Origin of the sequence: Prevotella marseillensis (assembly GCF_900625065.1) — a bacterium.
Lineage (GTDB): Bacteria > Bacteroidota > Bacteroidia > Bacteroidales > Bacteroidaceae > Prevotella > Prevotella rara.
Genome location: NZ_UYXY01000002.1, coordinates 73,947 through 87,312, shown reverse-complemented (window position 1 = coordinate 87,312; position 13,366 = coordinate 73,947). Strand labels below are relative to the sequence as shown.

At 52.0% G+C, this 13,366-nt stretch carries 9 protein-coding genes; all 9 read left to right on the top strand.

Annotation, left to right across the window (positions count from 1 at the left end; genetic code table 11):
* Positions 1–17: 17 nt before the first annotated feature.
* The 9 genes from EJL04_RS13720 (at position 18) to EJL04_RS13680 (ending at position 12,465) form a co-directional block, all read left to right on the top strand.
* A complete protein-coding gene (locus tag EJL04_RS13720; protein WP_125105413.1) occupies positions 18–1,175 on the top strand; it encodes a PepSY-associated TM helix domain-containing protein in 1,158 nt (385 codons plus the stop codon).
* Between the two features lie 629 nt (positions 1,176–1,804).
* Positions 1,805–2,182, top strand: coding sequence for a fluoride efflux transporter CrcB (gene crcB / locus EJL04_RS13715; RefSeq protein ID WP_021855995.1), 378 nt, complete (start codon positions 1,805–1,807; stop codon positions 2,180–2,182).
* Between the two features lies 1 nt (position 2,183).
* Positions 2,184–3,350, top strand: coding sequence for a TlpA disulfide reductase family protein (locus EJL04_RS13710; protein ID WP_021855994.1), 1,167 nt, complete (start codon positions 2,184–2,186; stop codon positions 3,348–3,350).
* Positions 3,351–3,543: 193 nt separating this feature from the next.
* On the top strand, positions 3,544–4,758 hold the full coding sequence (locus EJL04_RS13705) for an alkaline phosphatase family protein (RefSeq protein WP_125105412.1): 1,215 nt from the start codon (positions 3,544–3,546) through the stop codon (positions 4,756–4,758).
* A gap of 245 nt (positions 4,759–5,003) precedes the next feature.
* Complete coding sequence (locus EJL04_RS13700) at positions 5,004–6,164, top strand: glycosyltransferase (protein WP_125105411.1); 1,161 nt, start codon at positions 5,004–5,006, stop codon at positions 6,162–6,164.
* A gap of 490 nt (positions 6,165–6,654) precedes the next feature.
* Positions 6,655–7,887: a nucleoside recognition domain-containing protein gene (locus EJL04_RS13695; RefSeq protein WP_021855991.1), complete on the top strand. Its 1,233-nt coding sequence runs from the start codon at positions 6,655–6,657 to the stop codon at positions 7,885–7,887.
* A gap of 61 nt (positions 7,888–7,948) precedes the next feature.
* Complete coding sequence (locus EJL04_RS13690; RefSeq protein WP_053397776.1) at positions 7,949–9,448, top strand: oligosaccharide flippase family protein; 1,500 nt, start codon at positions 7,949–7,951, stop codon at positions 9,446–9,448.
* Positions 9,449–9,559: 111 nt separating this feature from the next.
* Entirely contained in the window at positions 9,560–11,680 is a 2,121-nt protein-coding gene (locus tag EJL04_RS13685) for a S46 family peptidase (RefSeq protein ID WP_125105410.1), read from the top strand.
* 368 nt (positions 11,681–12,048) lie between these two features.
* Positions 12,049–12,465, top strand: a complete 417-nt coding sequence (locus tag EJL04_RS13680; protein ID WP_053397775.1) for a hypothetical protein — start codon at positions 12,049–12,051, stop codon at positions 12,463–12,465.
* Positions 12,466–13,366: the final 901 nt, after the last annotated feature.

Below are 13,366 nucleotides of genomic sequence, written 5' to 3'. Positions count from 1 at the left end.
ACGTTGAATAATAGTATATGAAAAAGATTTTCTTAAAGTTTCACTTGTGGCTTTCGGTGCCTTTCGGCATCATAGTCACGCTGATATGCTTCTCGGGTGCCATGCTTGTGTTTGAGCCCGAGGCCGTTAAGCTGCTCAGGCACGACGTGCTGTATGTAGACAGACCTCAGCACACGGCGCTGCCGATAGAAAGTCTCGTGAGGAGCGTTGAGCAGACGCTGCCCGAAGACGTAAGGGTTACGGGCGTAACGATGTTTGCCGACCCTGAGATGGCATGCAAGGTAAATCTCTCAAAGCCGCGCCGCGCTGCCGTGTATGTAGACCAGTATACGGGTGAGGTGAAGGGGCTGTATGAGCGTCCGGCGTTTTTCGCTACGATGCTGAAGCTTCACCGCTGGCTGTTAGACAGTCGTGACGACAGCGGCGGAGTGTTCTGGGGCCGCACCGTTGTGGGCATATCCACCATTGTTTTTGTGCTGGTGCTGCTGTCGGGCGTGGTGATATGGTGGCCTAAGACGCGCCGCATGCTGCGCAACAGTCTGAAGATAACCGCATCGAAGGGCCGCCATCTGCTGTGGCGAGGTCTGCACGTGGCAGGCGGAATGTATGTCCTGCTGCTGTTGCTCGTCATGGCTCTTACCGGACTTACATGGTCGTTCCAGTGGTACAGCAAGGGCTTCTATGCCCTCTTCGGCGTCAGCGAGGTGCCCAAGAGCGGTGCCGTGGCGTATGCCGAGCAGGCGAAGAAGGAAAAAAGCAAGGCGAAAGGAGACAGGAATAGGGCTGAAGGCGCGCGTGAAAAGGGCCGGAATGATGCTGCCGCGTGTGCCATGTGGCAGACTGCCTATGACGCCTTGCGCGCCCGCAACCCCGAATATGAGCAGATAACCGTGTCGGACGGTACGGCCGAGGTGGCTTTCGGCGGACTTGGCAACCAGCGTGCTGCCGACAAATATACGTTCGACAAGTCGACGGGCAGCATAACGTCGGCGTCGCCCTACGCCGATTCGGCAAGGTCGTCAAAGCTGCGCGGCTGGATAATGTCTGTCCACATAGGCACGTGGGGCGGTATGCTCACGCGCTTGCTGTGGTTCGTCGCCGCCCTGTTTGGCGCCACGCTGCCCCTTACGGGCTATTATCTGTGGATACGCCGTCTGCGCCGCCGTGCGCGATGATGATGTCTCGGATGGCGCAAACTGGGCGTATGTATTGAGTTAATGTAGGCGGCCGGTCGGTTGGTCTGTGCCGCGTCCTGATGTCATGGCATAGGCACAATTGTCCGGCGGACAGATATATATAAGATGAAAGGTGGTCTTTTGCATTCCAAAAGGCCACCTTTTGCCGTCCAAAAGGCCGTCTTTTGCAGGCTGAAAGATGACCTTTTATATTGTAAGCAATATGCTTTGTTTTGCTTAACGGTTTTCTTTTGTAGATATGTCGGCGGCAGATGCTGTAAGCATTAAGGCAAGTTTTGCTTACAGATTTTTGGCGTTAGCCGATTAGTCGGCCTCGTTTCCTGTCGTGCTTCATATTTTGATAATGTAAATATTGTCCCGTAAATAAAAATAAAAGACTGTTCCACGCCCTTTTATTTTGTATTTCACTCAACTTGCATTAACTTTGAATAAGTTAAGCTTCGTCTCGTAAATAAAAATAAAAGACTGTTTCACGTTCTTTTATTTTGTATTTCACTCAACTTGCATTAACTTTGAATAAGTTAAGCTTCGTCTCGGAAATAAAAATAAAAGACTGTTTCACGTTCTTTTATTTTGTATTTCACTCAACTTGCATTAACTTTGCAAGCATGTTGAAAAATATACTTTTAGTGGCCTTGGGCGGAGCCTGCGGCAGCGTGGCCCGCTATCTGCTGTCGAAGCTTGTGCAGGACAATGCACTCTCGAATTTCCCCTTCGGCACCATGACGGTCAACATTCTGGGATGCCTGCTGATAGGCATGGTCTACGGACTTGCGGAAAACAACATCAGTATAAGCCCTGCGCTGAAGCTTCTCCTCACGGTAGGCTTCTGCGGAGGATTCACCACGTTCAGCACGTTCATGAACGAGTCGCTCTCGCTCCTGCGTGCCGACAGCGCGGCCATGATGGCCCTTTATGTCGGCGGCAGCGTGGCGCTGGGACTGCTGGCCGTGTTTGCCGGATTGCAAATAATAAAACTAATATAAAATGAAGAAGACGTTTTCATCATTATGCTTGTGCACGCTGGCCCTAATGGCGGCCATGCTGACCTCCTGCAACAACAAGAAGTTTCATATAAACGGAACTGTCACCGAGGCCAAAGACTCTGTGCTGTATCTTGAGAACATGAGTCTCGACGGACCGGTGGTGGTCGATTCGGTTAAGCTCGACGACAAAGGTGCCTTCAGCTTCAGCGGAAAGGCTCCCGATGCTCCCGAGTTCTACAGGCTCAGAATAGCCGGACAGATAATCAACCTCAGCGTTGACTCAACCGAGACGGTTGACGTAAAGGCGTCGTATCCCTCTATGGCAACGGGATATACCGTTGACGGCTCGGCCGAATGTGCCACCATCAGAGAGCTCGCCCTGAAGCAGATAGATCTGCAGAACCGCGTGATAGCCGTGCAGAACAACCCCAACCTGGGCTACGACCTTACGCGCGACAGCATCGGAAAGCTCGTGGCTGCATATAAGGAAGACATAAAGCGCAACTATATCTATAAGGCACCGATGCGCGCATCGTCGTATTTCGCCCTGTTCCAGACGCTCGGCAACATGCTGATATTCAACCCGCGCGAGAATGCCGACGACGTTAAGGTGTTTGCAGCGGTGGCAACAAGCTGGGACACTTATCATCCCGACGCCCTGAGAGGCAAGAACCTGCACAACATAGCCATTGAAGGCATGAAGAACGTGCGCATCATGCGCAACAAGATGGCAGCCCAGAACATCGATGCCAGCAAGGTGAACGTGTCTAACATCATAGACATCTCGCTGCTCGACAATCAGGGCAACCGCCGCAGCCTGACCGACCTGAAGGGCAAGGTGGTGATGCTCGACTTCCACGTCTTCGGCTCAAACGGCTCTACGAAGCGTATAATGGAGATGCGCGAGCTGTATAACAAATATCACGACCGCGGCTTCGAGATATATCAGGTGGCGTTCGATCCGGACGAACACTTCTGGAAAACGCAGACTGCCGCACTGCCATGGATAAGCGTAAGAGACCCGCAGGGACTGCAGTCGCAGAACCTTGCCGCTTATAACGTGAGCAGCATACCAACCTTCTTCCTCATAGACCGCAACAACGAGGTGAAGAAGCGCGACTCGCAGATAACTGACATAGACGCCGAGATAAACGCCCTGCTTAACTGATATCAGAGGTAAGGCCAAGGCAAAAGAGTAAAGGCGGGTTCTATAAATTCGGAATAGACAGCATGACAGCAGCAAAGACAGTCATCGGAAGCCGGATTTATAGAACCCGCCTTAAATTATAACAGAGCGTTGAGGCTTTGCCCCCGCCTTGTGCATGATGACATTCAACATTTATAAATACGTGATAATAGAGATGAAGAACTTTAGAAAAATTAGCTTGCTTACCTTCCTGCTGCTCGCATTTGCAGCCGTAAGGCTGTGCGCCGGGCGTCATTACACGGTGATAGTGTCGCTCGACGGATGCCGCTGGGACTATCCGATGATGTACGACACGCCGTTTCTCGACTCGCTCGGAAGCCGCGGCGTGAGCGCCGTTATGCGCCCGTCGTTCCCCTCGAAGACATTCCCCAACCACTATACGCTTGCCACAGGACTCGTGCCCGACCATCACGGAATAATAGCCAACAGGTTTTATGACGTGGCTTCGGGCCGCACCTACAGCATAAGCGATAAGGCAACGAGCAAGGACGGCTCGTTCTATGGAGGCGAACCGATATGGCTCACGGCAAAGCGTCAGGGCGTAAAGGTGGGCGTGGTCTACTGGCCCGGCTCTGATGTGGCCATCAAAGGCATGTATCCCGACTACTACAAGGACTATGCAAAGAAGCCTCTGCTGACATTTCCCGAACGACTTGACGAGGCTGAACGCCTGCTGACGCTGCCCGACAGCGTGCGTCCGCAGCTCGTGATGATATACTTTAACGAGCCCGACCACAGCGGACACTCGTACGGACCGGCATCAAAGCAGACGCGTAAGGCCGTCGAGGAGCTCGACTCGCTGATGTGCAGCCTGTACAAAAGGCTGCGTGCGCTGCCCTGCGGACAGGACATCAACTTCATTGTTACGTCCGACCACGGCATGGCATCCACATCGCCAGAGCGCATAATACGCCTCTCAGAATATCTGAAGCCCGAATGGTGTGAGCGCGTCATGGCAGACCTGCCCACGCTGATATTCCCGAAGAAGGGCCACGAAGACGACATAATGAATGCCCTGAGGGGCGTGGCGCACATACGGACGTGGAAGAAAGATGAAGTGCCCGAGTGCTTCCATTACGGCACCAACCGCAACATTGCGCCGATAGTGGTAATGCCTGACGTGGGCTGGGTGGTGTCGGAAGACGGCAGGGTGATACCCGGCAACCACGGATTCGACCCCTACAACTCCGAACTTAACGTGCCCTTCCGTGCCGAGGGGCCCGACTTCAAGCACGGATATGTGAAGACCACCATGTTCGACAACACCTGCATATATCCTCTTCTGTCGCGTCTGCTGGGCATAGAGCCGGCTCCTTGCGACGGAAATATTGACGACGTGGCAGACCTGCTCGCGCCGGTTGGACAATAAAACCATATACATATATTCTTTGCGGAGGCAGTGCGGCGGCACGCCTCCGCTTTTTTTGTTCCGTCAGGTGCCGTGAATGTCAACCGTGAAGGACAGAATAAGCACGCTGAACAGGCGTTGAACGGCATAGAGACATCAAGTAACACAAAGGTAAACACATTGAAACGCTATTGTCAGACGATAGCAACGCCGGAGTAATCAGTGTTTTGTTACTTTGCGGCATAACAAGATAAAACATATAAAAGATGCTCGGAATTTTCAACGACTGCTTTCCGCCGATAATGGACGGGGTGTCTGTAACGGTGCAGAACTATGCGCGGTGGCTCAACCGCAAGTGCAACAACGTGTGCGTGGTGACGCCTTCGGTGCCCGGTACGGTGTATGATGAGGAGTTTCCCGTTTACAATTACTTCTCTCTGCCCATACCCATGCGCAAGCCTTACCGCATGGGCTTCCCGCGTGTCGACCTGCCTTTCCGCTCTCGTATAGGCAAAGTCGGCTTCTCGCTGGTGCATGCCCACAGTCCGTTTTCGTCGGGCAGGCTGGCGCTGAAGATTGCGCGCGAGCAGAACATCCCCATCGTTGCCACGTTCCACTCTAAATACCGGGCCGACTTTGAGCGCGCCATACCCAACAAGACGATTGTCGATTATATGGTGAAAAACGTCGTCGACTTCTATAGTCAGGCCGACGAGGTGTGGATTCCGCAGGCATCTGTCGAGGAGACTCTGCGTGAGTATGGCTACAAGGGCAGGGTGGAAGTGGTGGACAACGGCAACGACTTTGCCGCCGACACACGCACAGACCTGCTCAGGAGCGAAGGCCGCGCGATGCTCGGGGCAGGACGCTGCGAGCCGGTGCTGCTCTTCGTGGGGCAGCATATCTATGAGAAGAATCCGCAGCTCATCATCCGCTCGCTCGCCAACATGCGCGACCGCTCATGGCACATGTATTTCATTGGTACGGGATATGCCGCCGGCGAACTGCGGCAGATGGTGCAGTCAAAGGGACTTGACGACAGAGTGACGTTCCTCGGACAGATAACCGACCGCGAGAAGCTTAAGCGCTGTTATGCCGCTGCCGACGTGTTCCTCTTCCCGTCGCTCTACGACAACGCCCCGCTCGTGGTGCGCGAGGCTGCAGCCATGCACACGCCGTCGCTCATGGCGCAAGGCTCGACGGCTGCAAGCGTTATAAGAGACAACGTAAACGGCTTTTTGTGCAGCGCCGACGAACAGGGCTTTACGGAGCGCCTGGTGCAGATTCTTGCCGACGAGCGCCTGCGCCGTGCTGCCGGCGACAACGCACGCGCCACGCTGGCACGCTCATGGCAGGACATAGCCGACGAGGTCTACGACCGCTACATGCATCTCGTGCGCCGTCGCGGAGGCATGCTCTCGGCATGATTTCAAGGATGATTTTACAGCCGTCTGCGTCGTGACGACGCCCGTGGCGGCATACATGATACAGCAAAAACCTTTATTTCTATACTATTTATGACACACATTCTAAGGCGTTGCCGGGCGGACAATGGTGCCGTCGGCAACGCCTTGTCAGTCAGACAGTTACAGACGGCTTTCCAAAAGACCGTCTTTTAGCCTCTGAAAGGTGCTCTTTCGGGCTCTGAAAGGCCACCTTTTGCAGCGCGAAACATGGCCTTTTGCAAAGCCATTTGCGGCATGATGAAAAATATTTACATATATCCCAGCTTTTCGTCCGTTTGGGCCATGTGCCCATCAGTTGTCGTTCTGTGCCCCATGTGATGCGCCGTGGCGGCGCCGATGAAACCTCCATGTGGCAAAAAAGCCGCGCAGACGGACGAAAGAGCGTGAAAAAATGTATTAAAAGGCATAACTTTTTGCAAAGCCGGATAAAAATCTTATTTTTGCAGACTATATGGTACTGAATTATATTTGGATAGCATTTTTCGTGGTTGCCTTCGTCATAGCCCTGTTCAGGCTTGTGGTGATGGGCGACACCGAGGTGTTTCCCGAAATAATGAACTCCACGTTTGCCTCGTCCAAGACGGCCTTCGAGATATCCCTCGGCCTTACGGGCGTGCTGTCGCTGTGGCTCGGCATAATGAAGATAGGCGAGCGCGGCGGCGTGGTCAATGCGCTGGCAAGGGTGCTTAGTCCGGTGTTCACGCGCCTCTTTCCCGACATACCGAAGGGGCATCCCGTTACGGGCAGCATATTCATGAACATAGCCGCCAACATGCTCGGCCTCGACAATGCTGCCACTCCGCTCGGCCTCAAGGCCATGGAACAGATGCAGACGCTCAACACAAGGAAGGACACGGCAACGAATCCGATGATAATGTTCCTCGTGCTCAACACGTCGGGACTAACCATCATCCCCGTTTCCATAATGGTCTACCGTGCCCAGATGGGCGCGGCACAGCCCACGGACATATTCATCCCCATACTCCTTGCCACGTTCTTCTCTACGCTGACGGGCATCATCGTCACCAGTCTATACCAGCGCATCAACCTGCTTAACCGCGTGATGCTGCTCACCCTGGGCGGCCTTTGCGTTGCGGTGGCAGCCGTGATGTGGGGCTTCGGCAGGCTCGACAAGGAGCAGATGAACATCGTTAGCACGTCGGTGGCCAACATTCTGCTGTTCACCATCATCATAACATTCATCCTCGCAGGAGTCAGAAAGAAGGTGAACGTCTACGATGCGTTCATCGAAGGTGCCAAGGACGGCTTCTCGACGGCAGTGAGGATAATACCTTATTTGGTGGCAATACTCGTTGGAATCGGCGTTTTTCGCGCCTCGGGAGCCATGGATATGCTCATAGGCGGCATAAAATGGGTGGTTGAGGCCTGCGGTGGCAACACCGACTTTGTGGGCGCATTGCCCACGGCACTGATGAAACCGCTGTCGGGCAGCGGTGCGCGCGGCATGATGGTGGACGCCATGACAACCTACGGCGCCGACTCGTTCGTGGGCCGTCTGAGCTGCATCTTCCAGGGATCAACCGACACCACGTTCTATATCCTTGCCGTATATTTCGGCAGCGTGGGCGTAAGATACACCCGCCACGCCGTGGCCTGCGGTCTTCTGGCCGACCTTGCCGGCGTGATAGCGGCCATAGCCATATGCTATATGTTCTTCGGATGATGCCGCAGGGCAGTAAGAAGAGCATTAATATGATGTCAGAAAATATAACTTATTAGATATTATGAGTAATCTTAAAGGTCTTGCAAAAGACACGGCCATCTACGGACTGAGCAGCATCGTGGGCCGTTTTCTCAACTATCTGCTCGTGCCTCTCTATACCGCCAAACTCTCGGCGGCAAGCGGCGGCTACGGGGTTATAACCAATGTGTATGCCTATACGGCGCTGCTGCTCGTCATCCTTACCTACGGTATGGAGACAACCTTCTTCCGCTTTGCCAACAAGGAGGGCGAAAATCCGCAGAAAGTCTACTCAACCACGCTCATGGCAGTAGGCTTCACGTCGCTCCTGTTCGTGGCGTTGGTGCTGGCGTTCATAGGTCCCATTTCATCGGCTATGGGCTATGCAGAGCATCCCTCATATGTATGGGTTATGGCAATAGCCGTTGCGCTCGACGCGTTTCAGTGCATCCCGTTCGCATATCTGCGCTACAAGAAGCGCCCGATAAAGTTTGCCGCGCTCAAGCTCTTTAACATCGTGCTTACCATTGCGCTCAACCTTGTGTTCTTCCTGCTGCTGCCCGCGCTCTACGAAAATGGCGGAAACGGCGGTTTCATCGGCAATATCTACAGTCCGGAGGTGGGCGTAGGCTATGTGTTCTACATCAACCTGTTCTGCTCAGCCTCGCTTATGTTCCTGCTTGTAAAGGAACTTACGGGCTTCAAATACACCTTCGACCGCGCCCTCATGCGCCGCATGCTGTCTTACAGCTGGCCCATCCTGGTGCTCGGCATTGCCGGAATACTTAATCAGACGGCCGACAAGATACTCTTTCCTTATATCTACAAGAACGCCGATGCCCACTCACAGCTCGGCATCTACGGCGCCGCCAGCAAGATAGCGATGATCATGGCCATGATAACTCAGGCGTTCCGCTATGCCTACGAGCCGTTCGTGTTCGGCAAGGCGAAGGACAAGGACAACCGCGAAACCTACGCCAAGGCAATGAAGTATTTTGTTGTCTTCACCCTTCTGGCATTCCTCGTAGTGATAGGATATATGGACATTCTGCGCCATCTCATCGGCCGCGACTACTGGAGCGGACTCAAGGTGGTGCCCATCGTGATGGCGGCAGAGATAATGATGGGTGTATATTTCAACCTGTCGTTCTGGTATAAACTAATCGACAAGACCATCTGGGGCGCCTGGTTCTCCGGGGCAGGCTGCCTGGTGCTCATCCTTGTCAACGTGATATTCGTGCCCCGCTTCGGCTACATTGCCTGTGCGTGGGGCGGATTTGCAGGCTACGGCACGGCCATGCTGCTCTCTTACTTCGTAGGACAGAAGCATTATCCGATAGCCTATCCCGTCAAAGACATCATGCTCTATGTGGGCGTGGCCCTCGTTATGTTCGTTGCCATGCGCTTTGCCAACGCCGATCTGCCCGTATGGGCTGCCCTCGGTGTCAACACACTGCTCATAGTGATGTTCATGGCGATGATCGTTAAGCGCGACTTCCCGCTCTCCGGGCTTCCCGTCGTCGGCAAATACTTCCGCAAGTAGCGTGCCGCACGGTGCCCCTTGCGCCGTCTGTGGCGATGCGGGACGTCAGTGACCGTAACAGATATAATAATATAATCGACAATTATCCTTAATCCTTTTAAAACATACACAATGAAAAAAGCAAAAGCTCTATTACTTTCAGCGCTCATGGCGGCTGCCCCCATGGCTCATGCTGACGAAGGAATGTGGACGCTCTACAACCTGCCACAGGCTGTTTACGACCAGATGAAATCTTACGGTTTCAGTCTTCCTTACAACGACATTTATGGCAGCAAGGACGCCATCAAGAACTCTGTAGTGCTCTTTGGCGGCTTCTGCTCGGGCGTGGTTGTATCGCCCGACGGCCTTGTATTCACCAACCATCACTGCGGTTTTGAGGCAATACGCAGCCACTCTACCGTGGAGCACGACTACATGCTCAACGGCTTCTATGCCAAGAGCTATGAAGAAGAGCTTCCTAACGAAAACCTCTTCGTTAGTTTCATGGTTAAGCAAGAGGACGTAAGCCAGCGCCTCAAGGCTCTCGGCATCGACAAACTGTCTGACGAGGAGGCCACACAGCTCATCGACTCTGTTGCTGCCGCTATGACAGAAGAGGCACGTCAGGCCGACAAAGGTCTTCACGTGGAGATTGACCCATACTATGAAGGCAACCAGTATTTTGCCACTACATACCGCATGTTTACCGACGTGCGCCTCGTTTTCACCGTACCTAAGTCTATGGGTAAGTTCGGTGGCGAGACAGACAACTGGATGTGGCCGCGCCAGACATGCGACTTCAGCGTGTTCCGTATATATGCCGACCCGAAGACTAACGGCCCGGCAGAATATTCTAAAGACAATGTGCCTTATAAAGCACCGCACTGGGCACAGGTTTCGCTCGACGGATACAAGGACGGCGACTTCGCAATGACTGTTGGTTATCCCGGCAGCACCGAGCGTTATCTCTCTTCTTACGGCATCAAGGAGATGCGCGACGCAGGCAACGCAACACGTGTGCAGGTGCGCGGCGTAAAGCAGGAGATAATGAAGCGCCACATGCAGGCCGACGAGGCTGTGCGCATCAAGTATGACTCTAAGTACGCACAGAGCGCCAACTACTGGAAAAACTCTATGGGTATGAACAAATGTATCGATTCTATCGGTATCATCGGCCAGAAACAGGCTTACGAGAAGCTTATCCGCCAGTATCAGGAGAAGACAGGATACCTGCAGGGCAAGCTCGACTTCGACAAGATGGCAAAGCTATACGGCGAGCGTTTCGACCGCATGCGTGCCTTCTATTACTGGTATGAAACATTCAACGGAACATGCGAGCTGACATCACGTGCGCTCAAATACTGCAACGGCATGGAGGCCAAGGGCTCAGAGAAAGACTCGCTGAAGATGTACAACGAGTTTGAGGACAACAGCGACGCATGGGACGAGGCACTGGATAAAGAGGTGTTCTCTGTGCTGCTCCAAAACTACCGCGAGCACGTAGACAAGCAGTATCTGCCGTCGTTCTACACAACAATCGACAAGAAGTTCAAGGGCAACTGCAAGGCTTATGTTGACTATCTCTACAAGAAGTCTATTCTCATGAAGAAGGGCGCAAAGATCTACTTCAACAAGAAGGGTACAGAGAAAGACCCGGGCATACAGCTCGGACTGTCGCTCCAGAAGTATCTGGCTGACCAGAAGGAGGCTCTCGGAACACTCAGCGACTCGATAGCTCTGCAGGAGAAATATCTCTGCGCCGCACGTCTGCGCATGGAAGAGGATATGCCTCACTACAGCGACGCCAACATGACAATGCGCCTCAGCTACGGACGCGTTGGCGGATTCACCATGAACGGCTCGCCTTCAGGCTACTATACAACAGCCGAGAGCATCGTCAAGAAGATGAAGACCGGCGACAACTTCTCTGACTATTATGCAGAGCCTATCATGTCTGAACTCCTTTCAGCCAAGGACTTCGGCAAGTATCAGGACAAGACAACGGGCAAGATGCAGCTCTGCTTCCTGACAAACAACGACATAACCGGCGGTAACAGTGGCTCGCCTATGTTCAACGGCAAGGGCGAACTCATCGGTCTGGCCTTCGACGGCAACTGGGACAGCCTGTCAAGCGACATCTACTTCGAGAAGAACCTGGCACGCTGCATCGGTGTTGACATCCGCTATGTCATCTTCATGATGGACAAGTGGGGCCACGCTGACCGTCTGCTCAAGGAAATGAACGTAGAGTAATGCTCTCTGCGTAAATATAAAATACCGTTGTGATAACGGATTTGTCTTTCATATGATTTAGCTATGGCGCGCCGCAAAAGCGGCGCGCTTTTTTTATGTCTTATGCCTGCGAGGCCTGGTCAGGGCCTTTTCGTGGTCTATGGGAGATACAAGCCTTATTGTTACTATTGCGCATTGTGGCGGAGATAATAGGCCTTCAGACAGAAAAATCGCCGTTTCATCGCATCCGTGATGCGTCTGTCGTGCGCCTGTTATGACCATAAATGCCGCGCAGACGAAAATAATTTGCGCCTATAATGTTTTTTAGATGTTTTGAGAGAAGAGTTTGGCCGTAACTGATTAAATTTGCAGAAACAATATTTTAGCTTATGAAAAAACTTATTTTTGCGCTCTTCGTGAGCCTCGTTCCGCTGCTGTTGCCGGCGCAGACCGACTCAACATTCAACGTTACCCTGCACAACGACGAATATAAAATATACATAACGATGAATCTATACGACAAGAACGTTGACGTGCCGGGGCAGGCCGTGTTGGGCAAAGTGGACGGATTCATCGCCTCTAAGCAGAGCACGGGCAAGTGGATTATCGTTTCGTCGCAGATTAAAAGCAAGAATGAGGCCGAGATAGAAGTGATCAACGACTACGGCAGCGAGGACTTCACGGCCGTGATAAAGCGCAACTCTGACGGCACCTACTCGTACACCAAGAAGGGCGGAAGTACGCTGAAGTTTGCCGTAAGAGGCAAATGGCAGAAGATTCCAGGCAGTGTCGAGTTCGTGAAATAGCCGATTTCATCGTATTTTTCACCTTGATACATAACCATGTATTGTGCTTTACAGGAGCGCAATACATGGTTTTTTGTTTTCCTGCACCTGTTATAGTAAAGCCGCGGGCTCACCCGGTGTGTGGCTTTGTCATTGCATGCACAAAATAAATAAAGCTATGTGTGGTCTGATGTCAGATTTGTTCTAAACTGAAAAATGTTTACACTCTGCGTGTATAGAGTTTTCTGTAAAATAGAAATCCGATGTATAACAAACGTTAAAGAATGGCCTATATGTGTTCTGTTCTTTTAACTTTCGTTTATGCTTGATGCCCGATTTTGTGCCAAAATCATGATTTTTACATCATAAAACCATTGCTTTTGCATTGTGAAAGGCATGCTTTCGGATGGTAAACGGGCCGTTTTCGAGTGGTAAACGTGCCTGTTATGTTTTTTAACAAATGTGTTTCTCTTTATGAAAACACATAACATGCTGTATGTCAATAGTTTAACTTGAAAGCTGCATTTTGTGCATTTTTTAGTCCAAACCTCGATGTTGCGGAGAACACGGGCATTCTGAGAGCGTCAAAATCAAAAAGTTTTCTGTTTGTCAGGACACAACAAGAGTGTTGGCGACCATGATAAACCCAGACCGGTCATTAGGCCGTATATAGCTTTATATTTGTGCTTTTTGTCCGCTTTTCTTTACATTGTCAGCCATGTCTGCTAAATATTTAAAGAAAATCAGCTCAATATAAAGCAAGAAAACGGGCTGAACAATAACTCCCGGTCTGTGCTAAATATACAGTAGGGATAAGGCCTTGATTATTTATTTTATGCTGTAAGAAAACTTAAGTATTATGACTATGTAAATGATTTTAAAATCATAAAAGGCCTTATCCCTATAATGTTGCCGTGTGGAA